Genomic DNA, 24,913 nt, shown 5'->3' on the forward strand with positions numbered 1-24,913 from the left:
GCCTCCTTTCCCGTGGCACATGACGGAATCATGACAAAGCTGGTTCAAAAATCAATGAAAACAATATGTTGTCACTCACCACTTCCGGCTGCCAGCACCGGCCAGCCCGCCATTGCACCCCACAGCTTGAATGGTGTATCGTTCCGCCTGCTAGATCTTGAGACCGCACGGAAGGCGCGCGCCACATGGCCGATATCCCGGAAGACACTGAAAACAAAGCAGAACGCCCGGAGCATCACGGCCCCCAGATCGACATCGCCGCCGAAATGAAGACGGCCTACCTCGATTACGCGATGAGCGTGATCGTCAGCCGTGCGATCCCCGACCTGCGCGACGGGTTGAAGCCCGTCCATCGGCGCATCCTGTTTGCGATGCACGAAAGCGGCAACACGCATGACAAGCCCTACCGCAAGTCGGCCAGACCTGTCGGCGACACGATGGGGAAATATCACCCGCACGGCGACAGCGCGATCTACGATGCCCTCGTACGCATGGCGCAGCCCTTCAGCATGTCGCTGAAACTCCTTGATGGGCAAGGAAATTTCGGAAGCATGGACGGGGACAATGCCGCAGCCATGCGCTACACCGAAGTGCGGATGGACAAGCCGGCCGCCTTTCTTCTGGCCGACATCGACAAGGACACCGTCGATTTCCAGGACAATTACGACGGCAAGGACAAGGAACCCACCGTCCTTCCGGCGCGTTTCCCGAACATGCTCGTCAACGGCGCGGGCGGCATCGCGGTGGGCATGGCCACCAACATCCCGCCGCACAACCTGGGCGAGGTGATCGACGGCACGCTCGCGCTGATCGAAAACCCCGACATCTCTACCGAGCAGCTGATGGAGATCATCCCCGCCCCCGATTTCCCGACCGGCGGGGTGATCCTCGGCCGCTCCGGCGCGCGCAAGGCCTATCTGGAAGGGCGCGGCAGCGTCATCATCCGCGCAAGGACCCATGTCGAGGAGATCCGCAAGGACCGCTGGGCCATTGTCGTGGACGAGATACCCTACCAGGTGAACAAGGCCGCGATGATCGAGAAGATCGCCGAACTCGTGCGCGAGAAGAAGATCGAGGGCATCGCCGGCATTGCGGACGAATCCGACCGTGTCGGCGTGCGCGTCGTGATCGAGCTGAAGCGCGACGCGACGCCCGACGTGGTGCTGAATCAGCTCTTCCGGTTCTCAACCATGCAGGTCAGCTTCGGCTGCAACATGCTGGCCCTGAACGGCGGCCGGCCCGAACAGCTGACCCTTCGCGATTTCCTCAGCCATTTCATTACTTTCCGCGAGGAAGTCGTTGCGCGCCGCACCGCCTTTGAACTCCGCAAGGCGCGCGAGCGCAGCCATATCCTTTGCGGCCTCGCGGTTGCTGTGTCGAACGTGGACGAGGTGGTGGCAACGATCCGCGCCTCTGCCGACCCGGCCGAGGCGCGCGACCGGCTGATGACCCGCCGCTGGCCCGCCCATGACATCGCCGACTACATCCACCTGATCGACGACCCCAGCCACAAGGTGAACGACGACGGCACCTACAACCTGTCCGAGGCCCAGGCGCGCGCGATCCTCGACCTGCGGCTTCAGCGGCTGACAGCGATGGGGGTGAAGGAAGTCACCGACGAGCTTGAAGAATTGGCGTCGAAAATCAAGGACTTCCTCGACATACTTTCCTCGCGCGACCGGATCATGGGCATCATCTCGGACGAACTGCGCGAGGTGAAGGCCCTCTTCGCCGTTCCCCGAAGGACCGAGATTGCCGACTGGTCCGGCGACATGGAGGACGAGGATCTGATCGAGCGCGAGGACATGGTGGTGACCATCACCTCGGGCGGCTACATCAAGCGCACGCCCTTGGCCGAATTCCGCGCCCAGAACCGCGGCGGCAAGGGCCTCGCCAGCATGCAGACCAAGGACGACGACGTGGTCACCACGCTCTTCGTCGCCAACACCCACACGCCGCTTCTGTTCTTCACCACCGACGGCATGGTCTACAAGCTGAAATGCTGGCGCCTGCCGCTTGCGGGGCGCACCGCGAAGGGCAAGGCCCTGGTCAACATTCTGCCGATCCAGAGCGGCATCACCATCGCAGCGCTGATGCCGGTGGACGTGCCCGAAGAGGACTGGGGCAAGCTTCAGATCGTCTTCGCCACGTCGGACGGCGACGTGCGGCAGAACGATCTCTCCGACTTCACCAACGTGATGCGCAACGGCAAGATCGCGATGAAGCTGCCCGAAGGCGTAAGCCTCGTGAACGCTGCCATCGCCGACGAGAACGATGACGTGATGCTCGTCACCGAAGGCGGTCGCGCCATCCGCTTCCCGACCACGGAAATCCGCGTCTTCCGCTCGCGCGAATCGACCGGCGTGCGCGGCATCCGCCTGGCCGAGGGCGACCATGTGGTCAGCATGTCGATCATCCGCCATTTCGAGGCCACGCCCGAGGAACGCGCCGCCTATCTGAAACAGCGCCGCCTGATGGCCGGCGTGACCGAGGAGGATACCGCCGACGACGAGGAAGAGATCGTCGCCGCGGGCCAGCTTTCCCCCGAACGCTATGCCGAGATGTCGGCGGCCGAGGATCTGATCCTCACCGTCACCAAGGGCGGTTCGGGGAAACTCTCGTCCAGCCACGACTACCCGGTCCGGGGCCGCGGCGGGATGGGCGTCAAGGCCATCTCCCCTGGCCCCCGCGGCGGGCGGATCGTCGCCTCCTTCCCGGTCGAACTCTCCGACCAGATCATGCTCGCCACCTCGACCGGCCAGTCGATCCGCGTGCCCGTGGACCAGATCAGCTTCCGCTCGCGCAGCGCCGGAGGGGTCAAGGTCTTTTCCATCGCCGCGGATGAAGAGGTTGTCTCTGTCGCCCGCGTCGCCGATCAGGGTGATGACGCTTGAGGCCCGCCTCGCGGCGCTCGCCGCCGCGGGGCAGACCATCACCTATGGCAAACTTGCCCGCGACCTCGGCCTGCGCATGGAAGAGCTGACAAACGCGCTAGAAAGACTGATGGAGGAAGACGCAGCAGCCGGCCGCCCCTTCCGCGCCGCCGTCCTCCGCCAGCGCCTTTCGCCCGACGGCCTTCCCGCGCCCGGCTTCTTTCTCAAGGCCGCCACCCTTGGACGCCCGGCCCAGGACCCGCTGGCCTTCACACGCGCCGAACGCCATGCCCTTCTTCCGTTCCCAAATATCCCGGGGTGAATGGGCCCGAAGGGCCCAGAGGGGCAGCGCCCCTGCTTGCAACGCCTGCCCCGCGCAGCTACACCCGCCCGCATGGAACCCCTGCACATCATCGGCGGCGGCATGGCCGGATCCGAGGCCGCCTGGGCTGCCGCGAATCTCGGCGTGCCCGTCGTCATCCACGAGATGCGCCCCAAGGTCGCCACCTTCGCCCACCGGACCGGCGATTTCGCCGAAATGGTGTGCTCGAACTCCTTCCGGTCGGACGACCACGAACGCAATGCCGTGGGGCTGATCCACTGGGAAATGCGCCAGGCCGGCAGTCTGGTGATGGAGATGGCCGACCGCCACCGCCTGCCCGCTGGCGGGGCGCTGGCGGTGGACCGCGAACCCTTCGCCCGCGCCGTCACCGAGCGGCTGAAGTCTCACCCCCTGATTTCAACGTCACATGCGGAAGTTACCGAACTTCCTTCAGCCGGTCGCTGGATCGTCGCCACCGGCCCGCTGACCAGCCCGGCCCTTGCCGAAAGCATCCGCAGCGCGACCGGGGCCGAGGCTCTGGCCTTCTTCGACGCCATCGCCCCCATCGTCTATGCCGAGACGATCGACATGTCCGTGGCCTGGATGCAGTCGCGCTACGACAAGGGCGAGACCGAGGATGAACGCCGCGCCTACATCAACTGTCCGATGAACCGCGACCAGTACGAGGCCTTCATCGACGCCCTCCTCGCCGCCGAAAAGACCGAGTTCCACGAAGGCGAGACCGCCGGCTACTTCGACGGCTGCCTGCCGATCGAGGTCATGGCCGAACGCGGCCGCGACACGCTCCGTCATGGTCCGATGAAACCCGTGGGCCTGACGAACGCGCATCGCCCGGATGAAAAGCCCTATGCCGTGGTCCAGCTCCGCCGCGACAACCGGCTCGGCACGCTCTACAACATGGTCGGCTTCCAGACGAAGATGAAGTATGGCGCGCAAACTACTGTTTTTCGTATGATTCCAGGACTGGAAAACGCCAGCTTCGCCCGCCTCGGCGGAATCCATCGAAACACCTTCATCAATTCGCCCACGCTGCTGGATACACAGATGCGGCTGAAGTCGCGGCCGCATATCCGCTTTGCCGGCCAGATCACCGGGGTCGAGGGCTATGTCGAATCCGCCGCCATGGGGCTGCTGGCCGGACGCATGGCCGCGCATGAACTGCTCGGGCGCACGCTTCCCCCGCCTCCCCCGGAAACCGCGATGGGGGCGCTGGTGACCCACATCACCGGCGGGGCCGAGGCGAAGACCTTCCAGCCGATGAATGTCAACTTCGGCCTCTTCCCGCCGATCGAAGCGCGCGGCGGCCGGCGGGGGCGGCACGACCGCTACAAGGCCTATACCGACCGGGCGAAGCAGGCTTTCACGGAATGGCTTTCGTAACCCGCTTCGCCCCCAGCCCTACCGGCCCGCTGCATCTCGGCCACGCCTTTTCCGCGATCCTCGCCCATGACATGGCCCGCGCCGAATGCGGCCGGTTCCTGTTGCGGATGGAGGATACCGACCTCGACCGCTGCCGCCCCGAATGGGACGCCCTGATCCAGGAGGATCTGCGCTGGCTCGGCCTTTCCTGGGACGGCCCGATCCTGCGCCAGTCCACCAGGATCGAGGACTACAACATCCGCCTCGAAGCCCTTGCCGATACAGGACTTCTCTATCCCTGCTGCTGCACCCGCGCCGACATCCGGGCGGCACTTTCAGCCCCGCAGGAAGGCGTGGCCTTCGCCGTCTATCCCGGCACCTGCCGCGGCCGCCCGATGTCCGACCGCCGTCCGGGCGACGCCCTGCGGCTGAACCTCGCCGCCGCGCTCGACCGGCTTTCGGGCGCCGACCTCGCCTTCACCGAAACCGGCCCCGCCCATGCCGGGCGGCACCGCATCGACCCCGGCCGCGCGCTGGCCGAGATCGGCGATGTGGTCCTGTCGCGGAAGGGAGAGGGCATCGTCGCCTACTTCCTCGCCTCCGCCTTCGACGATGCCGACCAGGGCATCACCCATGTCATCCGGGGCGAGGATCTGTTCGACTTCACGCCCGTCCAGGTGATCCTGCAACATCTCTTCGGCCTGCCGACACCGATTTACCACCACCACCGCCTGATCCGCGACGAACAGGGCAAGCGCCTGGCCAAGCGCGACGATGCCCGCGCGATCTCGAAATTCCGGGCCGAAGGCGCCACCCCCGCCGACATCCGCCGCATGGTCGGGCTCTAGGCGCCTCCCCTCCCCCTCGTGGGGAGGAGATGGGGGTGGGGGGCGTCAGGCCATGGGTTCGGACAGGATGACCTCCTCGCCCGCCCGGACCGCCGTGTAGAAACAGGACCGCCGGTTCGTATGACAGGCCGGCCCCTCCTGCTCGACCAGCGCCAAGAGGCAGTCGCGGTCGCAGTCCACCCGCAGCTCGACCAGCCGCTGATGATGCCCCGAGGTTTCTCCCTTCACCCAGAAGGCCGCGCGCGAGCGCGACCAATAGGTCACCCGCCCCGTCTCCAGGGTGCGCGCGACGGCGGCTGAGTTCATCCAGGCGACCATCAGCACCTCGCCCGAAACCGCGTCCTGCGCCACGCAAGGCACCAGCCCCGCAGCATCATACTTCAGTGTGGCCGGATCGAAGGGCATGGGCTTCTCCTTGGCAGGCGCGCGTTGCGGGTCTACATACGGGGTCAGCCCGGGGATTTCCATGAGCGACAGCGATCTGATCAAGCTATACTCTGCCCGCATCCTGGCGCTGGCGGCTGACATCCCGCATTACGGACGTCTGACGAAACCGCAGGGCAGCGCCCGGCGCCGGTCGCCGCTCTGCGGCTCGACCGTCACGGCCGACGTCGTGCTACGCGACGGGCGTGTCGCCGAATTTGCCCAGGACGTGAAGGCCTGTGCCCTTGGCCAGGCCTCGGCGGCGATCCTCGGCCAGGTCGCCATTGGCCGCACGCTGCCCGAACTTCAGGCCGCCCGCGACGCGCTGAAGGCCATGCTGAAGGAAGACGGCCCCGTGCCGCCCGCACCGTTCGACGGCTACGAGGTGCTGCTGCCGGCACGCGACTACAAGAACCGCCACGCCTCGATCCTGCTGGCGCTGGAGGCGATCTGCGAGGCGGCAGAGGCCGCACAGGCCGCAGCCTAGGCCAGCCCCGAAAAAAGACGCCGCGCATCCGGGGATGGCGGCGTTAGTGGCGCATCTGGATACGGCGGACGGCTGGCCAGGCAGCGGCGAGGCCGTCACCCATGGGGGCAGAGCGCGGGGCAGAAAGGGTCAGGCAAGGCCCGGGAAGGCCAGCACGGCAATAAGCAGCACGAACAGTGCGGCAAGACCAGCCACATCCTCCATAGCGCCGCGCGGGGGCTGGGCGATAAGCATCTTCATGGCGTCTTTCATCGCGTCCTCCATGAAAGTTGCCGAATTGTTCTCACACCTGATCGCGGCTGTAAAGAACTTTTTAAGAACATTAGCGAACATTTCGGAAAAAAGATCTTCCAGTCCGGCGTATCCAAGGCCTAAGCCCGCTAAGGCCAGGCGGAAGCGTGGGATGAACGCCCCCTAGCCGACAGAGATCAGGCGCAGGGCCCGGTCCTGATCCATCAGCCACAAAAGTGCCCGCGCTGCCTCGCCACGCGGGCCGGACAGCCCCGGGTCGTCGTGCAACAGCTTGCGCGCATCGGACTGGGCAAGCCCCATCAGGCCCGCCTGGCGCTCCAGATCCGCCACGCGGAACCGTGGCAGGCCGGATTGTGCCGTGCCGATCAGATCGCCGGCGCCCCGCATCGCAAGGTCTTCCTCGGCGATGCGGAATCCGTCCTCGGTGTCGCGGATCGTTTTCAGCCGCCGCCGGCCGGTTTCGCTCAGCGGTGGCTGGTAAAGCAGCAGGCAGGTCGACTGCGCCTCGCCCCGACCGACGCGGCCTCGCAACTGGTGCAGCTGCGCAAGGCCGAAGGTCTCGGCCCGTTCGATCACCATGATCGTCGCGTTGGGCACGTTCACCCCCACCTCGATCACCGTGGTCGCCACCAGCACCGAGGTCTCACCGGCCACGAAGCGCGCCATGGCCGCGTCCTTTTCGGCCGGAGGCATCTGGCCGTGGACCAGGCCCACCCGGTCGCCCAAGGCCGCGCGCAGCGAACGGAACCGCTCTTCCGCGCTGGCGTAATCCACCACTTCGGATTCCTCGACCAGCGGGCAAACCCAATAGGCCTGCCGTCCTTCTGCCACGGCCTTGCGCAGATGGTCCACCACCTCGTCCAGCCGCTCGGCCGGGACCATGGCGGTGCGGATTGGCTTGCGCCCTGCAGGCTTTTCATCCAGCACGGACACATCCATGTCGCCATGCGTGGCCAGGGCCAGGCTGCGCGGAATGGGGGTAGCAGTCATCACCAGCACATCCACCGCCCTGCCCTTGGCGGCCAGTTCCATCCGCTGCGCCACACCAAAGCGGTGCTGTTCGTCCACGACCGCCAACCGCAGATCATGGAACGCCACGTCCTTCTGGAAGACCGCATGCGTGCCGACCAGGATCGGAATCCGCCCCGCTGCCAGGTCGGCCAGCTTTGCCGCCCGCTCTGCCCCCCGGTCGCGGCCCGTCAGCAGCTCCAGCCGCACCCCGGCGGCGCGGGCCAGCGGCTCCAGCCCCTCGAAATGTTGCCGCGCCAGAATTTCCGTCGGCGCCATCATCACGCCCTGCCCGCCAGCCTCGACCGCGATCAAGAGCGCCTGGAAGGCAACCAGCGTCTTTCCCGCCCCCACGTCACCCTGCAACAGGCGGTTCATGCGCACTGGGCGGGCCATGTCGGCCTCTATCTCGGCAACGGCCCGGACCTGCGCGCCGGTGGGCGCATAGGGCAGGCTCTTCAGAACCCTTGCCCGCAGATGCCCATCGCCGCGCGTCTCGATTCCCTTGCCGCGCCGCAGCCTTGCCCGCGCGATCGACAGCATCAGCTGATGCGCGAACAATTCGTCATAGGCCAGACGCTGGCGCGCGGGATGATCCGGGGCCAGCCCGGCCGGGCCATCAGGCGCGTGCACCATGTGCAGCGCCCTTGTCCAGTCCGGCCATCCTTCGCGCGACTTGAGTCCGGCATCGATCCACTCGCCCAGGTCCGGAACGCGCGCCAAAGCGCCGGCCACGGCCTTCTGCACCAGCTTCTGCGTCAGACCGGCGGCCAGCGGATAGACCGGCTCATAGGCCGGGATCTCGTCTGCCTCGTCGGGTCGCAGCACATGATCAGGATGCACGATCTGCGCCATGCCGTCGAACAACTCGACCTTGCCCGAAACCAGCCGCCGCTGGCCGGTGGGCAAGAGCTTCTGCAGATAGTCGGTGCGGGCGTGGAAGAAGACGAGCGTGAATTCCAGCTTCCGGTCGCGGACATGCACCCGGTAAGGCCCGCCCTTCCGGCGGGGCGGCACATGCTGGCCGACCTCTACCTCGACGGTCAGCGTGGCTGGCGGGGTCACATCACGAACCGAGGCGCGCAACGCCCGGTCCACCACCGAATGGGGCATCAGGTAAAGCAGATCCTTGGGCCGCTCTACCCCCAGCGTCCTGAAGGCCTGCGCTGCCTTGGGGCCAACGCCGGGCAGGGTCTCAAGTTCCGCAAACAGCGGGAACAGGGCCTCGGGCCGCGTCATGCGCCGATCAGCCGCAGCCAGGCGTCCTCGTCGATGATCGGCACCCCCAGGCGCTCGGCCTCTTTGGCCTTTGATCCGGCGCCGGGCCCGGCCACCACCAGGTCGGTCCTGGCACTGACGCTGCCGGCAACCTTGGCCCCCAGCGCCTCTGCCCGCGCCTTGGCCTCGGCGCGGGTCATCTTCTCCAGCGTGCCGGTGAAGACAACCGTCTTTCCGGCCACGGGGCTGTCGGTCGCAACCCTGGCCTGGACCGGCTGCACCGTCAGTTGCGCGACCAGCGCATCAATGGCCGCGCGTTCGGCAGGGTTCTGAAAGGCATCTGCCAGGCTTTGGGCCATCACCGCACCGATACCGTTGATCGAGGTCAGTTCCTGCCACTCCGGGTTGCCCGGCGCGGCACGAGTGACGGCGGTCTCGAACGCTTCCCAGGTGCCATAGTGGCGCGCCAGAAGGCCGGCCGCCACCTCGCCCACATGCCGGATGCCGAGGGCGAAGATCAGCCGATCAAGCGGGATCGTCCGCCGCGCCTCGATGGCGGCAAACAGCTTGGCGACGGAAACCTCTCCGAAGCCTTCGCGGTTCTTCAGTTTCTGCAAGGGGTTGGCGGCATCTCTTGCTGCAAGGGTGAAGATGTCTGCCGGGGTCTTCACGGGCAGGATCGGATCGTTGAAGAACATCTCGACCTGCTTTGCCCCCAGCCCCTCGATATCGAAGGCGCCGCGGCTGACGAAATGCTTGAGACGCTCGACAGCCTGCGCCGGGCAGATCAGCCCGCCGGTGCAGCGGCGGACACTGTCGCCCTCCTCACGGTGGGCGGGGCTGCCGCATTCCGGGCATCTATCTGGAAAAACAAAAGGTTTTGAGTCGCTCTTTCTACGCGAAAGATCCACGTCCGCGACCTTCGGAATGACGTCGCCCGCGCGGTAGACCTGCACCCAGTCACCCACGCGGATATCCTTGCCGCCGCGGATCGGCTGACCCTTGCTGTCGCGACCGGCGATGTAATCCTCGTTGTGCAGCGTGGCGTTTGACACCACCACGCCACCTACCGTCACCGGCCGCAACCGCGCCACAGGCGACAGGGCCCCGGTACGGCCAACCTGAATGTCGATGCCCAGAAGCTCGGTCCAGGCCAGTTCCGCCGGGAACTTGTGCGCCAGGGCCCAGCGCGGCGTGGAAGAGCGGAACCCCAAGCGCGCCTGAAGCGCGAGATCGTCCACCTTGTACACGACGCCGTCGATGTCATAGCCCAGAGTCGCGCGCTGCGCCTCGACCAGCCGGTAGTGGGCCAGCATCGCCTCTGGCCCATCACACAGGACTGTCAGGGGATTCGTCGGAAATCCCAATGACTTGAGCCGCGCAATTGCCGTAAATTGCGTCTTGGCAAGCGGTTCCGAAAGTTCGCCCCAGGAATAGGCGAAGAACTTAAGCGGCCGGCTGGCGGTGATCCGGGCGTCAAGCTGGCGCAAACTGCCGGCGGCGGCGTTGCGCGGGTTGGCAAAGGTCTTTTCTCCCGCGGCAGCCTGCCTGTCGTTCAGGGCGGCGAAATCCGCATGCGACATGTAGACCTCGCCCCGCACCTCCAGCACCCGGGGCGCGCCGGTCAGGCGCCGGGGAATGTCGGCAATCGTGCGGGCGTTTTCGGTGACATTCTCACCCACCTCGCCATCGCCGCGCGTCGCAGCCACGACCAGCTCTCCCTCCTCGTAACGCAGGCTGAGCGAAAGGCCATCGATCTTCGGCTCGGCCGTGTAGGCCAAAGCTCCGGAATGGTTCAGGAACTTGCGCACGCGTTCGTCGAACTCGGTCACCTCTTCCGCAGAAAAGGCGTTTTCCAGCGACAGCATCCGTACCCGATGCACGACCTTACCGAAGCCTTCGGCCAAGGCGGCGCCCACCTGGTCGCTGGGGGAATCCGCCCGCTTCAGCGCCGGAAAGCGCGCCTCGATGGCGGCATTGCGGCGTTTCAGCGCGTCATACTCGGCATCCGAAATCTCGGGGGCATCAAGCGTATGATAGGCCCGGTTCGCCGCCGCAATCGCAGCCGCAAGACGCGCAAGCTCTTCAGCTGCTTCACGTTCCGTCAGCGCCTCGACCGGCTTTTCCTTCATTGCCGTCCCCCGATCCGCACCCGCCATGCCATGCGGCCGGAAGGTTAGGCCCGGGGGCGGTCAAGGTAAAGATCAGGCGCTGGCGGCAAGCCTTGCACCGGTTCCGGCAGCCGGGTCGCGCAGCACATAGCCGCGGCCCCAGACGGTTTCGATGTAGTTGTCGCCACCCGTCGCCTCGGCCAGTTTCTTGCGCAGCTTGCAGATGAAGACATCAATGATCTTCAGCTCCGGCTCGTCCATCCCGCCGTAAAGGTGGTTCAGGAACATCTCCTTGGTCAGCGTCGTTCCCTTGCGCAGGGATAGCAGCTCAAGCATCTGGTATTCCTTGCCGGTCAGATGCACGCCCTTGCCATCCACCTCGACGGTCTTTGCATCAAGATTGACCGCAACCCTGCCCGTGCGGATCACGGACTGGCTGTGCCCCTTGGACCGGCGGATGATTGCATGGATGCGGGCGACCAGTTCCTCGCGGTGGAAGGGCTTGGTCAGATAGTCGTCGGCACCGAAGCCGAAGCCCTTCAACTTGCTTTCCGTGTCATCCGCGCCCGACAGGATCAGGATCGGCGTTTCCACCCGGGCTTGGCGCACCTGACGCAGCACTTCATGCCCGCTCATGTCCGGCAGGTTCAGGTCCAAAAGAATCAGATGGTAATCGTAAAGCTTTGCCAGATCGATCCCGTCCTCGCCCATGTCGGTGCAATAGACGTTCAGGTTGGCATGTGTCAGCATAAGCTCGATGCTTTTCGAAGTCGTCGGGTCGTCTTCCACAAGCAGGATGCGCATTTATCGGAATCTCCGCTCCAGTGCCGTCATCGTTAACGACTGTGGGCGGCATTGGTTAATCGACGGTTACTTTGCCAGAGCGCGAGCAGAAAACAATCTAAAGTTGTTTGTATTTCTGGATCGACGTGACCTTCAGCCCCGCGTCGCCATGCCGTTCGACCGCCGCGCGCCATAGCGCGAACTCTTCCTCGGACAGGGCGTAACGTTCCAGCGCCTCGGACAGGGGAAGCAGACCGTGGACTACCGCCTTTACCACAACCGCCTTGCGACTGGCCACCCAGCGCCGGGTATCCGCAGGCGGCAGGTCGGCCCGGGTCAGGATGCTGCCGTCAGGCAAGGTGACCTGCCGCGGACCATCGACACGTTTCAGAAACATCGGCAATCCCCCTTCGTGCACAGGAAGGATGCCGGAACAGGCTTAATCAATGCTGAAACTGGGGATTGAGAGTGCAGAGCATTTTCATATATTGCCTGACATTCCCTGACCCCGGATTTGTCCCATGCCGCGCGACCTGGCGCTCAATTCTCTCGGCCTGCCGAAGCCCCCGTCCGAAACGCGGGTCGTCGTCGCCATGTCGGGCGGCGTCGATTCCAGCGTCGTCGCCGCCATGTTGGCCGAAGAAGGCTATGATGTCGTCGGCGTGACACTGCAGCTTTACGATCACGGGGCCGCCTTGGCGAAGAAAGGGGCCTGCTGCGCGGGCCGCGACATCCACGATGCGCGCCGCGTGGCCGAGACGATGGGGTTTCCGCACTATGTCCTCGACTACGAGAACACCTTCCGCGAGGCGGTGATCGAGGAATTCGCCGATGCCTACCTGGCGGGCGCAACCCCCGTGCCCTGCATTCGCTGCAACGAGCGGGTGAAGTTCAAGGATCTTCTGGCCACGGCGAAGGATCTGGATGCCGACTGCATGGCAACCGGCCATTACATCCAGCGCAAGCTGGGCGATCATGGACCCGAACTTCACCAGGCGGCCGACCCGGCGCGGGACCAAAGCTATTTCCTGTTCTCGACCACGCCGGAACAGCTGGCCTATCTGCGCTTTCCGCTGGGCCACCTGAAATCCAAGGCCGAGACCCGGGCGCTGGCAGCAAAATACGGGCTGCCGGTCGCGGACAAGCCCGACAGCCAGGACATCTGCTTCGTGCCGAACGGCAACTATGCCGCGGTGATCGAGAAGCTGCGCCCCGGCGCCGCCGACCCGGGCGAGATCGTGAACCTCGACGGCAATGTGCTGGGTCAGCACCGCGGCGTGATCCATTACACGATCGGCCAGCGCAAGGGTCTGGGCATCGGCGGTCTGGGCGAGCCGCTGTATGTGGTGAAGCTCGACCCCGAAACGCGGCGCGTGATCGTCGGGCCCAAGTCGGCGCTGTCCACCCGGATCATTCCCGTCCGGGAAATCAACTGGCTGGGCGATGCGCCTTTCGACAGCCGCGCCGAATGGCAGCTGAAGGTCAAGGTCCGATCGACCCGCCCGCCAAGCGAGGCGATCATCCGTCCGACCGGCCCCACGACCGCCGAGGTGGAACTGCTGTCGCCCGAGGACGGCGTAAGCTCCGGTCAGGCCTGCGTGTTCTACGCCCCCGAAGGCAGCCGCATCTTCGGCGGGGGCTGGATCTGGAAAGGGCAGGCCCGGTGAGACTGCTGATCCTGGCCGCACTTCTGGCCATGCCGCTGCCCGCCCCTGCCGAAACGCGCGACGCCCGGGTGACCGTCGCGCGCGACTATGTCGATCTGGCGCTTCAGGGTTTCGACATGGCAGCGGTGATCGAGACGATGTATCAGCCGATTCTGCAACAGGTCGCCGCCGCCGGGCAGACGCTCAGCGACGAACAGGTGGCGGCGATCCGGGCCCTGTATCTGGGCACGTTCACCGACCCGATGATGGCGCTGATGCGCGATCAGGCCGAAATCATGGCCGACATCATGACCCTTGGCGAAATCACCGCGCTGCGCGACTTCTACGCCACGCCAGAGGGGCGCTCGGCCATGGCAAAGCTGCCGCAGCTGACCGCTGCGCAAGAGCCGGGGGTGATCGCGTTGATCAACGACAGGACCGGCGCGCTGATGCCGCAGGTTCTGGCGATCATCAACGACGAAGCGCCGCCAGCACCGACCGCGCAGCCCTGAGGCCGGGTGCCTCGCCCCCGCGCCCCAGCCGCTCCATCGTCAGGGCCATCGCCGCCTTTTGTGATGCCGGGTCAGCCAGGACCGCCTTCAGCGCCGGGGCAATTCTGTCGGCCCGGCAGTCCGGCCCGATGAATTCGGGCACCGCCCGTGTCTCGCTGACCAGGTTGACCAGCGTGACCGTGTCGATCAGCGCCGCCCGCCGTATCAGCCACAGCGTCAGCGGATGCATGTCATAGGCGATGACCATGGGGCAGCCATTGGCAGCCAGTTCCAGCGACACCGTCCCCGAGGCCGCCAGTGCCACATCAGCTGCGGCAAAGGCGCCACGCTTGGCAGCCGGATCCTCTATGATCTCGGGCACGACCGGCCAGCCCGCCGTCAGATCCCTGACCAAAGGCGCCACACCGCGCACCGTGGGCAGAACGACACGCAGCGCCGGATGGGCCGCCTTCAGCCGCCCGACGACCTCGCCGAAGACGGGCGCCAGTCGCGCGACCTCTCCCCTCCGAGAGCCCGGCAGGGCCAGAAGAAGCGGCCCCTCGCCCGCAAAGGCGGCGCGTTCGGCCTCTGAGGCAAGCGGCTCGGCCACCACCGGGTGGCCGACGAAATCGCATGTCATGCCGGCGGCGGTCATGTAGGGCGGCTCGAAGGGCAGAAGCGCCAGCACATGGTCGATCACCCGCGCCATCTTCCGCGCCCGGCCCGGCCGCCAGGCCCAGACCGAGGGCGCGACATAGTGGATGGTGCGCAAGCCCGGGCGTGCAGTCTTGACCATCTTCGCCACGCGCAGGCAGAAATCCGGGCTGTCGATGGTGACCAGCGCATCCGCCCCGCTGGAAAGCACCGCCTGGGCTGCCTCGCGGATGCGGCGTTTCAGGTGCAGGTATTTCGGCAGAACCTCGGCGATGCCCATCACCGACAGCTCCTCCATCGGGAACAGGCTTTGCATCCCCTCTGCCTGCATCAGCGGCCCACCGACCCCGGAGAACTCCACCGGCGCAAGTGACTTGAGCCCCGCCATCAGCGCCGCGCCCAGACGGTCGCCCGAAGGTTCGCTCGCGATCAGGAACAGCTTCAGCGGGCTGCTCATCGTTGGACTTCGTTCACTCTTCGCGCCATCCCGCCCCGCATCATGCGCGCGCCCACAGGAACAGGCCCAGCTCCCCGGCCAGAAGCCGCATCTCCGCAAGATCCAGGCAGATCACCGAGCCCGCCTGAAAGGCCACGCCGCCCAGCCCGGCCGCCGCAACGGCCCGCAGCGTGTCGGGGCCGATCGTGGGCAAGTCGATCCGCCGGTCCTGCCCCGGTTTCGCCGCCTTGTAGAACACGCCCCGCCCCCGCGCCGGATCTGGCCGCAAGGCCCCGATCCGCGCGACCTCGGCCAGCATGGCATCGGTTCCCGGCAAAGCCTCGACCGCCAGGCACAGGCCCTGGGCCACCACCGCGCCCTGCCCCACATCAACCGCGCCAAGGGCCGCCACGATCTCTGCCGCGCGGGCTGCATCGGCCTCGTCACGCGGGGTCACGGTTCCTGCAAGCACCCCCGGGCCCGGCAACAGCGTCGGCGCCACCTCTTCCACCCCGGCCACTGCAAACCCGAACTCGTCGAAGATCTCCAGCACCGCCCGCAGCGTCGCGTCGTCGCCGGCCTGCATCGCCTGCATCAGCCGCGGCAGCAGTTCGGCCGTGGCCGGATCAAGCAGCGCAGGGTCCAGACGCGGGCGCTGGACCGCGCCGGCAAGGACCACACGGCTGACGCCCGCATCGGCCAACGCGCGCAGGAAAGGCACCAGACGCTCCAGGCGGAAGGTCAGATCGGCTGCCAGACCCGCGGGCACGAAACCCTCGGGCGCGGCGACGAAAGGTGGTTCCGCCATCGCCTGCGCCAGCGCCGCCGGCAGGCGCCCGCGCCCCGCGATCAGCGCCGTCCTCACCGCCCGCCCTTCGGGGTCAGGAAGCTGCGGTCGGACTTCGACAGGATGAAGTCGGCGATTTCACGGACAAGCGGGCTGTCGCTCTCTTCGGCCAGCTTGCGGGCGCGGTCCTGGAAGCTGCCCTCTTCCTGCGCCAGCGTCTGATAGGCGGCGCGCAACGCGGTGATCTCGGAGCGGTCCACACCGCGCCGCTTCAGCCCGACCAGGTTCAGCCCGTCAAGTTCGCCGCGCGGCGCCTGAACCAGACCGTAGGGTATGACGTCATTGGTGACCATCGTCACCGCCCCGATGATCGCACCCTGCCCGACCCGGACCCACTGGTGTATGCCGGACAGCCCGCCGACTATCACATCGTCACCCAGCACCACATGGCCGGCGATCGCCACATGATTCACCAGGATCACCCGGTTGCCGATCTGGGCGTCGTGCCCGACGTGGGCGCCGGTCATGATCAGCACGTCATCGCCGACGCGCGTCACCCCGCCACCACCTTCGGTCCCGGTGTTCAGCGTTGCCCCCTCACGGATCCGGCAGCGCCGGCCCACGATCAGCCGCGTACGTTCGCCACGGTATTTCAGGTCCTGCGGCACCTCGCCGACCGTGGCGAAGGGAAAGATCGTGCTGTCCTCGCCGATATCGGTCCAGCCGGTAAGGACGGCGTGGCTCTTGACCGTGACGCGCGCGCCAAGCGTCACCTCGGGGCCGATCACCGCAAAGGGGCCGATCTCGCAACCCTCGCCGATCACCGCGCCGGGCTCGACCACGGCCGAGGCGTGGATGCGGGCTGTGGGGTGAACGGTCATTCTTTCGGAACGTCAAACATCGCCATGAAGGTCGCTTCGCAGGCCAGCTCGCCCTCGACATAGGCCTTGCCTTCGAATTTCCAGACGCGGCCACCGCCGCGCAGCGCCTTCACATGCAGCTCCATCACGTCGCCCGGCACCACCTTGCGGCGGAACTTCACACCATCGACGCCCATGAAGAAGACCTTGGCCGCCTTGTCCACCAGGTTCATCGACAGCCCGACCAGAACGCCGGACGTCTGCGCCATAGCCTCGATGATCATCACGCCGGGAAAGATGGGCATGCCCGGAAAGTGGCCCTGGAACTGCGGCTCGTTCAGGGTGACGCACTTTATGCCGACGCAGCTTTCGTTCAGCACGATGTCGCGTACCTTGTCGATCAGCAGAAAGGGATAGCGATGCGGGATGATCCGCTGGATCAGCTCCAGATCGGCTGTTGTCGTAGCGGCTGCATCCATACTGGTCCCCTTGCGTTGCCTTGCGACCGTCGTCCCCGGCCTTTTCGCCGTAGCTACCAACTCGCGTCGCAAGTGACAAGTTTTCCGCCGGTTCAGGGCGCGGTCTCTGCCGGCAGCACGGCATCGACCTTCACGATCGCCTCGTCGGTGACGTCGATCGCGGACAGCGACAGGAACACCTGACTCTTGTCCAGGATCGCCACCGCGCCAAGTTCGCCCATCAGCTCGGCCAGGGCGGGAATGGCCGCCCGCAGGAACGCCTGACGATCAGCCTCGCGGGCGCGAACGAGATCGCGGGACTTTTCATCCTGCTCGGCGCGAATGCGTTCGACCTTCGCATCGAACTCGGCCGCGAGGGCCGAGAATTCCTCGGCAGGCAAGGTGCCGCGCTTGCGGGTCAGTTCCTGCTCTTCGGCGACAAGTTCGGCCTCGATCCGTGCGTTCTCTGCTTCCAGCGCCTTGGTGGCGGCGCGTTCGCGTTCGACACTTGCCTTGCCATAGGCCGAATCCAGGAAAAGCCGGTCCTGATCCAGCGTCAGGATGATGCCGCCCGGAATCGGCGCATCTTGTGCATGCACAGGCTGGCCAAGGAAAAGCAGGACGACAACGGCGCACAGGGCGCGCCACGCCCGCATCGTCAGAACCTCGTCGAGATCGTCAGGTCGAAGGTCTGTTCCCTGTCGTAGTCTTCCTTCTTCAGCGCCTTGCTGAAGTTGAACCGCAGCGGACCGATCGGCGTTGTCCAGAACACCGAAAGGCCGACCACCGCCCGCGGATTGAAGCTGTCATCGACGATGCCATCCGGTTGGTCAGGCGAAGGAGTGCCGTTCACGTTGTCGAGGCTCCAGACCGAACCGACATCGAAGAAGGCGCCGCCGGTGATGCCATATTCCTCGGGCAGGCCAAGGGGGAATTCGGCCTCGAAGCGCGCCACAGCGAACATGTTGCCGCCCAAGGCATCCTGATCGTCAGCCCCAAGGTCGCGCGGACCGATCCCCTTGGGTTCGAAGCCCCTGATCTTGCCGCCACCGAAGTAGCGTTCAGTCACGCGGCTGGTGCCGTCACCCAGTGTCGTGATGGCCCCGCCCTCGAACACGGCACGGATCGTCACTTCCTCGTTCCAGACCTTGGTCTCGGCCAAGGCCAGCGCGGTCGTCTCGATATATTCTGTATCGCCCGCAAGACCCGCAAAATCTTGGCCAAAGCGCAGCAGAACCCCACCCTTCGGATTCAGGCCGGTAATCCGAGTATCATACTCGTAATTGTAACCCAGCGACAGCGTGCGCAGCGCGCCAAGGTCAACTTCACTCTGGATGATCGGCGAATCGCCGGTGTAGTTCTCCAGCAGGTCATCCGAATAGCGCATGCGAAGGTTCAGCCTAGACTGTTCCCCGATCGGGAAGCCAAGCCCGGCAGTCAAGCCGATGTTGCGCGTATCGTAGACCGCGAAATCGCTGGTCGAGGTGCGGTAATAGGCACCCAGGCTGAAGCTGAGGTCGCGCCCCAGGAAGGCAGGCTCGGTGAAGCTGAAGCTTGAATTCTGATTGTCCGTCCCCGAACTCAGGCTAAGCGACAGGCGCTGGCCGCGGCCCAGGAAGTTCGTTTCCGAGAACCCAATGTTGAACCCCGTACCGTTGGCCACCGAATAGCTGACCCCGAAGCTGAGCGAGCCGGTCGGCTGTTCCTCGACATCGACATTCACCACCACCTGATCCGGGCCGGACCCCTGCTCGGTGTTCACCTGTGCGTCCGAGAAGAAGCCCAGAGCGCGAATCCGTTCGGCCGACTGCCGGATCTCGCGCGGGTTGAAGGGGTCGCCCTCAACGGTGCGGAACTGACGGCGGATGACCTCGTCCAGCGTGGTCTGGTTGCCTTCGATGTCGATGCGTTCGACAAAGATACGCTGGCCGCGAACGATGGCGAATTCGACGTCAACTGCCTGGCCGCGCTGGTCACGGGTGATCCGCGGTTCGACACGGATGAAATTGAGGCCTTTCTTCAGCGCCAGCGTTTCCATCCGCGCCACGTTGTTATCGATCAGCAGCGGGCTGTAGGTCTGCCCGGTGCGGATCCGCGTGACCGCCTGAAATTCGGCCGCATCCAGCCCCTCAACCTCGGATACGACGGTGACCTTGCCGATGGTATGCGGCAACCCTTCACGCACGGTAAAGGTGATGAAGGTCGCATCCCGTTCACGCGTCAGTTCGGCGCTGGCGTCCAGGATCTGAAAGTCGATGAACCCACGCGACAGGTAGAATTCTGTCAGCAGGCGCTTGTCCAGTTCCAGCCGCTCGGCCACGAAACTGTCGCGCTGGATGAAGGTACGCAGAAGCCCCGCCTGCTTGGTCTGCAACACCTGGCGCAAGCGCCGATCCGAGAAGGCACGGTTCCCGACGAAATCGATCCGCTCGTTCTCGACCACACGGCCTTCGGTGATCTCGAAGACCAGATCCACGCGGTTTTCCGAGCGGCGGATGATCTTGGGCGTCACGCTGGCGGCCAGTCGTCCCGCTGCGCGATAGGCTTCCGCGATGGCTGCGGCATCGGCCTCGGCCTGGCTGGGGGAATAGACACGACGAGGTTGCGACTTGATAACCTCGGCAAGACGTTCGTCCTTCAGGCGGCGGTTCCCCTCGATGCTGATCACGTTGATGATCGGGTATTCGACGACCCGGATCAGCAAGGTGGAGCCCTGGGGGATCAGCTCGACCGTTTCGAACAGGCCGGAGTTCACGATGCGCTGATAGGCATCGTTCAGCGCGGAAGCCGACACCTGTTCGCCACGCCTGATTCCGGCATAGTTGAGGATCGTGGCGGCATCTACCCGGCTGTTCCCTTCGATCACGACGTTCGAAAAGGAAAAGACCTGAGCATAGGCCGGCATCAGGAACGGGGCCGAAAGCGTTGCGGTGCCAAGAAAAACCGCCGTTGCCAGAAGACGGGCGCGCGCACGCGTCCCGGATGACCGTTCCCTGGTCGTACGGAAGGTCCCTTGCATCCTGCGTCCTCGCCCGTTCCTGTTTTTTTTCTGACTAGCTGGAAAGGCAAGCTTTGTCAAAAGCCTGCGGTCCTTGTGGATAACTTTCCTACATATTGTGCCCGCTGTGCCGCGCCATCGGATCAGGGAAAACCGACCCTGCGGCGGTGCGGCGGCTTACATGCAAAGGATATCGCGGCTTAGCGCGAACAGCATCAGCGACAGCACAATGGTCAGCCCGATCGTCATCAGCACGCGCAGCGCACGCTCTGACGGAGGGCGGCGCATGACCGCTTCGTAGGCGTGAAACACCAGATGTCCGCCATCCAGAACCGGAATCGGAAACAGGTTGATGATGCCGATACCCAGCGAAAGCACGGCAAGCATGCCGACAAAGCTTTCCGTCCCGTTGCGCGCCGCATCGCCCATCGTCTCGGCAATACCTATCGCACCCGAAAAGTTGCAGGAACTTATGGCACCGGTGATGATGTGCCAAAGCCCCGAAAAGGTAGTGACAGTCATGCCCCACATCTGCGCCACGGCCAGGGACATCGATTCGATCAGGCCGGGCGACCGCGTGGCCGGAACGAAGGCCATGCCAGAGGCAATCCCGATCTGATAGCGCTCGACGAAGGCGCCGGTTTCATCCGCCACGCTGCGGATGCGCGGGACCAGTGTCAGTTCGAAGGTCTGCCCATTGCGCCAGACGGTCAGCGGCACCGGCGCACCCTTGCTTTGGGCGACGATGTCGGGAAGCTGGCGGAAGGTGGTGACCTCCTGCCCGCCGGCCCGCAGGATCACATCCCCGGCCTGAAGGCCGGCGTCCATGGCCGCCGACCGGATGATCACCTGCCCCACGACAGCCGGGAAGGGATGCGGACCTCCGACGTCCATCTGGCGGTCTCCGCGGCGGATGGTGTAGGTCACCGTCTGCCTGTCCGGAAGAACCCCGGCCAGCGCGCCCAGGCTGGGCAAGTCCGGTGTCGGCTGTCCCTCGATGGCAAGGATGACGTCACCTGTCTGCAGCTCCGCTCCCCCGAAGGGAAGGGCGCGCAGTTCGCCCACCGTCGGTTCTTCCCGCGGCAGGCCGGCAACCATCAGGATCCCGGCAAGCAACACGAAGGTCAGGATGAAGTTCGCCACCGGTCCCGCCGCCACGGTCGCAGACCGCGCCCAGAGCGGCGCCCCCGCCATCGTGTGGCGCCGTTCGGCCGGCGACAGGCCGGGCATGTTCACAGGGCGCACCGACGATGCGTCGGCATCGCCAAGGAACTTCACATAGCCGCCGAAGGGAATCGCCGCGATCTGCCAGCGCGTGCCGCGGCGGTCGCGGTGGCTGAAGAGCACGGGACCGAAGCCGATCGAGAACACCTCGGCATGTATGCCCGACCATCGGCCGACGATGTAATGGCCGTATTCATGGACGAAGACGATGATCGACAGCGCAACGATGAAAAAGAACACCGTCCAGGCGGTGCCGCCGAGTGCCGCGAAGATTTCCATGCCTACCTCGAACCCGCCCTGCGGCGCGCGATTTCATCCGCCTTCGTCCGTGCCAGATGGTCCATCTGCAGGATATCATCAAGGGCGGGTGCCGCATTTGTGCGGCCAAGGTCGGGCTCCAGCGCATCCAGCGAAGCCTCGACCACCCCGGCCATGTCCATGAAGCCGATTCCACCGGCCAGGAAATGGTCAAGGGCCACTTCCTTCGCCGCATTGAAGGCCGCGCCTGCAAGCCCGCGCCGTTCCATCACCGCACGCGCAAGGTGCAGCGCCGGGTATCGCGTGAGGTCGGGCGCGCGGAAGGTGAGCGTAGAGATCTGCGCCAGATCCAGCCGGGCGACCGGCAGGTCGGCCCGAACCGGCCAGTTCAGCGCATAGCCGATGGAATGGCGCATGTCCGGTGCGCCCATATGCGCCATGATGGCCCCGTCACGGAAGCCGACCATGGAATGGATCAGCGATTCCGGGTGGATGATGACCTCGACCCGTTCGGGTTCCACCCCGAAGAACTCGCGCGTCTCGATCACCTCGAGCGCCTTGTTGAACATGCTGGCCGAATCGATGGTGATCCTCTGGCCCATGGCCCAGTTGGGATGGGCCAGCGCCTCCTGCACCGTGGCGCGTGCCAGGGCCTCCAACGGCCAGTCGCGCAGCGCACCGCCCGAAGCGGTCAGGATGATCCGCTCTACCGTCGCGATGTCTTCGCCCGCAAGGGCCTGAAAGATCGCCGAATGTTCGCTGTCAACCGGCAGGATGCGCGCGCCTCGCGCCTCTGCCTCGGCCATCAGCAACGGCCCTGCGGTCACCAGACTTTCCTTGTTGGCGAGGGCCAGGCTTTTCCCGTGACGCAGCGCCCGGAACCCGGGCACCAGTCCCGCCGCACCGACGATCGCGCTCATCACCCAGTCTGCCGGGCGGTCGGCGGCTTCGGCGATCGCCTCGGCCCCGGCCGCCGCCGCCACACCCGAACCTGCCAACCTGTCGCGCAGTTCGGCAAGGCCCGACGGGTCGGCGCAGACCGCGACCTCGGCGCGCAGCTCTCGCGCCAGTTCGGCCAGCCGCGCGATGTTGCGCCCGCCGGTCAGTGCAACCACCCGGTAGGCCTCGGCCCCCCCAGCGCGGCGGACAAGATCCACCGTCTGCTCTCCGATCGAGCCCGTGACCCCGAAGATCGAAATGCTTCGCATCAGCCCGGCCCCCCGATCATCGGCGTGACCGGAAAGACCAGTTGCAGCAGCATCACCAGAACCACGGCGCCGATCAGCGCATCAAAGCGGTCCAGTACGCCGCCGTGTCCGGGAATCAGCCGCGAGGCATCCTTGACCCCAGCGCGCCGCTTGACCCAGCTTTCCAGGATGTCGCCCATCTGCCCGGCAAAGGCCACCAGCATCGACAAGGGCACCAGCGGCCAGCCACCATAGCCGGCCTGCCAAAAGGCAAGCCCCACCAGCCCGGCACCGATCCAGCCCGCCGCCGTGCCCGACCAGGTCTTCTTGGGGCTGATCCGTTCCCAGAACTTCGGCCCGCCCAGCAGACGCCCGGCGAAATAGCCCAGAACGTCGGAGGCTACGACCACCGCGACAAGCCACAGGATGGCGATTGTTCCGGCCTCCTGGCGCAGGGTGACCAGGCCGTAGCCCGCCAGCATGATCGCCAGCGCATAGCCCCCTGCAAGGCGACGGTCGCGGCGCGGGGTCAGCACCAGCATCAGCGTCGGCGCCACAAGGAACAGCACCGCCACTTCGCTGCGCAGGACCAGTGCGGCCGCCAGCGCCCCACCGGTCGCCACCGCCAGCGTCACCGGCGTCCGGCGTCGCAGGGGGGCCGTGATGGTTGCCAGTTCCCAGACCATCAGCGCCGTCAGCACGATGACAAGAGCGGCAAAGGCAGTGCCGCCCAGCCAGATCTCGACCGCACCGACCGACACCATGAATATGGCCGAAAGGATTCGGGTCCGCAGGTCAGACCATCGGCCGGAAGGCGCCGGCACCCCACTCACCGCAGCACGCCCCCGAACCGCCGCTCGCGATTGCCGAACCGCGCGATGATCCCGGCCAGTTCCTCGGCCGTGAAATCGGGCCAGAGCGTGCCGGTGAATTCGTATTCGGCATAGGCCGCCTGCCAGGGCAGGAAATTGCTTGTCCTTGTCTCTCCGCTGGTGCGGATCACAAGGTCGGGGTCAGGCAGGCCGCCCGTATCCAGCGCCCCGGCGAAGGCCCCTTCGGTCAGATCGCGCGGATCCAGCAGGCCAGCCGCCACCTGCTCGGCCAGCTTGCGCGCTGCGCGCACAATCTCGTCACGGCCACCGTAGTTGACCGCGATGGTCAGGTTCAGCCGATCGCAGCCAGCCGTGCGCGCCTCGATCCCGGCCATCAGGCGCTGCAGCTTCAGATCAAGGCGCCCGCGTTCGCCGATGAACCGGACCCGGACCCCCGCCTTGGCAAGGCGCTCGGCCTCGCGCTCGATGTAGCGGGCGAAGATTGCCATCAGGCCAAGCACTTCTTCGGTCGACCGCTTCCAGTTCTCGGTCGAGAAGGCGTACAGCGTCAGCCAGCGGATGCCCAGGTCGGGGGCAGCCTTGACAATGTCGCGCACCCGTTCCGCACCGCGGCGATGACCGACAAGACGCGGCCAGCCCCGGTTAGTGGCCCAGCGGCCGTTGCCGTCCATGATGATTGCAAGGTGATTGACCGGCCTCAGCCCGACTTCGCCCGCCAGATCCTTCGACACCGGCCCGTCCCTCCGTCAGACCTGCATGATTTCGGCCTGCTTGATCTCCAGCGCCTTGTCTACGGCGGCGATGGCGCGATCGGTCATTTCCTGCACCTCGTCGACCCACATCTTCTGATCATCCTCGCTCATGCCCAGGGCCTTGGCCTTCTTGATCTGGTCCATCCCGTCGCGGCGGACGTTGCGGATGGCGATCTTGGCCTGTTCGGCATACTGCGCCGCGACCTTCGACAGTTCGCGCCGGCGCTCCTCATTCAGTTCCGGGATCGGCAGGCGGATCAGCGGCCCGTCGGTGACCGGGTTGATGCCGATCCCGGATTCGCGGATCGCCTTTTCCACCTTGCCGACCAGGGCCCTGTCCCAGACGTTGATCACCACCATCCGCGGCTCGGGCACGTTCACCGTGCCAAGCTGGTTGATCGGGGTCATCTGACCGTAGGCTTCCACCTGGATCGGATCGACGATCGAGGCACTGGCGCGACCCGTGCGCAGCGAGGCGAATTCCTGCTTCAGCGCAGTCATGGCGCCATCCATCCGGCGCTGCAGGTCGTCGGTGTCGATCTCGATCTCTTCATGAGCCATGGGTCATGTCCTTCACTTCGTGGGCCCCCTGGGCGCATCGGGGCTTCCGGCTTATAGCAGAGC

The 24,913-nt window shown here is 65.7% G+C and carries 24 protein-coding genes; 7 read left to right on the plus strand and 17 right to left on the minus strand.

What is annotated here, in order from left to right; genetic code table 11:
* Positions 1–185 precede the first annotated feature (185 nt).
* The 4 genes from gyrA to gluQRS all read left to right on the plus strand — a co-directional run bounded on the left by gyrA (position 186) and on the right by gluQRS (position 5,423).
* A complete protein-coding gene (gyrA, locus tag EYB42_RS04370; protein ID WP_135448606.1) occupies positions 186–2,894 on the plus strand; it encodes a DNA gyrase subunit A in 2,709 nt (902 codons plus the stop codon).
* The gene (locus tag EYB42_RS04375; RefSeq protein WP_205909957.1) at positions 2,884–3,195 is read left to right on the plus strand and encodes a hypothetical protein; all 312 of its coding nucleotides are present in this window, start codon (positions 2,884–2,886) and stop codon (positions 3,193–3,195) included. Before gyrA ends, EYB42_RS04375 begins: the two co-directional genes overlap by 11 nt.
* A 72-nt stretch (positions 3,196–3,267) precedes the next feature.
* Positions 3,268–4,596, plus strand: a complete 1,329-nt coding sequence (trmFO, locus tag EYB42_RS04380) for a methylenetetrahydrofolate--tRNA-(uracil(54)-C(5))-methyltransferase (FADH(2)-oxidizing) TrmFO (protein ID WP_135448608.1) — start codon at positions 3,268–3,270, stop codon at positions 4,594–4,596.
* Positions 4,584–5,423: a tRNA glutamyl-Q(34) synthetase GluQRS gene (gene gluQRS, locus EYB42_RS04385; RefSeq protein WP_135448610.1), complete on the plus strand. Its 840-nt coding sequence runs from the start codon at positions 4,584–4,586 to the stop codon at positions 5,421–5,423. The genes trmFO and gluQRS overlap by 13 nt, the downstream gene beginning before the upstream one ends.
* A gap of 45 nt (positions 5,424–5,468) precedes the next feature.
* On the opposite strand, the gene hisI is transcribed toward gluQRS, so the two are convergent.
* On the minus strand, positions 5,469–5,828 hold the full coding sequence (gene hisI / locus EYB42_RS04390) for a phosphoribosyl-AMP cyclohydrolase (protein ID WP_135448612.1): 360 nt from the start codon (positions 5,826–5,828) through the stop codon (positions 5,469–5,471).
* A gap of 61 nt (positions 5,829–5,889) precedes the next feature.
* Here hisI and EYB42_RS04395 point away from each other — a divergent pair, with 61 nt between their 5' ends.
* Positions 5,890–6,333: an iron-sulfur cluster assembly scaffold protein gene (locus tag EYB42_RS04395; protein WP_135448614.1), complete on the plus strand. Its 444-nt coding sequence runs from the start codon at positions 5,890–5,892 to the stop codon at positions 6,331–6,333.
* Between the two features lie 129 nt (positions 6,334–6,462).
* Here EYB42_RS04395 and EYB42_RS17695 read toward each other — a convergent pair whose 3' ends face one another.
* The 5 genes from EYB42_RS17695 to sciP form a co-directional block, all read right to left on the minus strand.
* Positions 6,463–6,585, minus strand: coding sequence for a hypothetical protein (locus EYB42_RS17695; RefSeq protein WP_256371613.1), 123 nt, complete (start codon positions 6,583–6,585; stop codon positions 6,463–6,465).
* Between the two features lie 162 nt (positions 6,586–6,747).
* Positions 6,748–8,832 carry an ATP-dependent DNA helicase RecG gene (gene recG / locus EYB42_RS04400; RefSeq protein WP_135448616.1) on the minus strand — a complete coding sequence of 695 codons (2,085 nt, stop codon included), beginning with the start codon at positions 8,830–8,832 and terminating at the stop codon, positions 6,748–6,750.
* On the minus strand, positions 8,829–10,943 hold the full coding sequence (ligA, locus tag EYB42_RS04405; RefSeq protein ID WP_135448618.1) for an NAD-dependent DNA ligase LigA: 2,115 nt from the start codon (positions 10,941–10,943) through the stop codon (positions 8,829–8,831). Before ligA ends, recG begins: the two co-directional genes overlap by 4 nt.
* Before the next feature lie 72 nt (positions 10,944–11,015).
* A complete protein-coding gene (gene ctrA, locus EYB42_RS04410) occupies positions 11,016–11,726 on the minus strand; it encodes a response regulator transcription factor CtrA (RefSeq protein WP_135448620.1) in 711 nt (236 codons plus the stop codon).
* Between the two features lie 97 nt (positions 11,727–11,823).
* Complete coding sequence (gene sciP / locus EYB42_RS04415) at positions 11,824–12,102, minus strand: CtrA inhibitor SciP (protein WP_135448622.1); 279 nt, start codon at positions 12,100–12,102, stop codon at positions 11,824–11,826.
* 124 nt (positions 12,103–12,226) lie between these two features.
* On the opposite strand from sciP, the gene mnmA reads away from it, so the two are divergent.
* A complete protein-coding gene (mnmA, locus tag EYB42_RS04420; protein WP_135448624.1) occupies positions 12,227–13,372 on the plus strand; it encodes a tRNA 2-thiouridine(34) synthase MnmA in 1,146 nt (381 codons plus the stop codon).
* Complete coding sequence (locus EYB42_RS04425) at positions 13,369–13,863, plus strand: DUF2059 domain-containing protein (RefSeq protein ID WP_135448626.1); 495 nt, start codon at positions 13,369–13,371, stop codon at positions 13,861–13,863. The genes mnmA and EYB42_RS04425 overlap by 4 nt, the downstream gene beginning before the upstream one ends.
* Here EYB42_RS04425 and lpxB read toward each other — a convergent pair.
* The 11 genes from lpxB to frr all read right to left on the minus strand — a co-directional run bounded on the left by lpxB (position 13,823) and on the right by frr (position 24,850).
* Positions 13,823–14,941 carry a lipid-A-disaccharide synthase gene (gene lpxB / locus EYB42_RS04430; protein WP_135448783.1) on the minus strand — a complete coding sequence of 373 codons (1,119 nt, stop codon included), beginning with the start codon at positions 14,939–14,941 and terminating at the stop codon, positions 13,823–13,825. The two genes, EYB42_RS04425 and lpxB, sit on opposite strands and share 41 nt — an antisense overlap.
* A 52-nt stretch (positions 14,942–14,993) precedes the next feature.
* Positions 14,994–15,797: an LpxI family protein gene (locus EYB42_RS04435; RefSeq protein WP_276605848.1), complete on the minus strand. Its 804-nt coding sequence runs from the start codon at positions 15,795–15,797 to the stop codon at positions 14,994–14,996.
* On the minus strand, positions 15,794–16,600 hold the full coding sequence (gene lpxA, locus EYB42_RS04440; protein WP_135448628.1) for an acyl-ACP--UDP-N-acetylglucosamine O-acyltransferase: 807 nt from the start codon (positions 16,598–16,600) through the stop codon (positions 15,794–15,796). Before lpxA ends, EYB42_RS04435 begins: the two co-directional genes overlap by 4 nt.
* Entirely contained in the window at positions 16,597–17,058 is a 462-nt protein-coding gene (fabZ, locus tag EYB42_RS04445; protein ID WP_135448630.1) for a 3-hydroxyacyl-ACP dehydratase FabZ, read from the minus strand. Before fabZ ends, lpxA begins: the two co-directional genes overlap by 4 nt.
* Positions 17,059–17,150: 92 nt before the next feature.
* Positions 17,151–17,693, minus strand: coding sequence for an OmpH family outer membrane protein (locus EYB42_RS04450; protein ID WP_135448632.1), 543 nt, complete (start codon positions 17,691–17,693; stop codon positions 17,151–17,153).
* 2 nt (positions 17,694–17,695) lie between these two features.
* On the minus strand, positions 17,696–20,056 hold the full coding sequence (gene bamA, locus EYB42_RS04455) for an outer membrane protein assembly factor BamA (protein WP_135448634.1): 2,361 nt from the start codon (positions 20,054–20,056) through the stop codon (positions 17,696–17,698).
* 156 nt (positions 20,057–20,212) lie between these two features.
* The gene (gene rseP / locus EYB42_RS04460) at positions 20,213–21,538 is read right to left on the minus strand and encodes an RIP metalloprotease RseP (RefSeq protein ID WP_135448636.1); all 1,326 of its coding nucleotides are present in this window, start codon (positions 21,536–21,538) and stop codon (positions 20,213–20,215) included.
* A gap of 2 nt (positions 21,539–21,540) precedes the next feature.
* Complete coding sequence (gene dxr, locus EYB42_RS04465; RefSeq protein ID WP_135448638.1) at positions 21,541–22,725, minus strand: 1-deoxy-D-xylulose-5-phosphate reductoisomerase; 1,185 nt, start codon at positions 22,723–22,725, stop codon at positions 21,541–21,543.
* Complete coding sequence (locus EYB42_RS04470) at positions 22,725–23,537, minus strand: phosphatidate cytidylyltransferase (protein WP_276605849.1); 813 nt, start codon at positions 23,535–23,537, stop codon at positions 22,725–22,727. Before EYB42_RS04470 ends, dxr begins: the two co-directional genes overlap by 1 nt.
* Complete coding sequence (uppS, locus tag EYB42_RS04475) at positions 23,534–24,268, minus strand: polyprenyl diphosphate synthase (protein ID WP_371685733.1); 735 nt, start codon at positions 24,266–24,268, stop codon at positions 23,534–23,536. The genes EYB42_RS04470 and uppS overlap by 4 nt, the downstream gene beginning before the upstream one ends.
* Positions 24,269–24,283: 15 nt before the next feature.
* The gene (gene frr, locus EYB42_RS04480; protein WP_135448642.1) at positions 24,284–24,850 is read right to left on the minus strand and encodes a ribosome recycling factor; all 567 of its coding nucleotides are present in this window, start codon (positions 24,848–24,850) and stop codon (positions 24,284–24,286) included.
* Between the last annotated feature and the right edge of the window lie 63 nt (positions 24,851–24,913).

This window comes from Tabrizicola caldifontis (assembly GCF_004762095.1).
GTDB lineage: Bacteria > Pseudomonadota > Alphaproteobacteria > Rhodobacterales > Rhodobacteraceae > Tabrizicola > Tabrizicola caldifontis.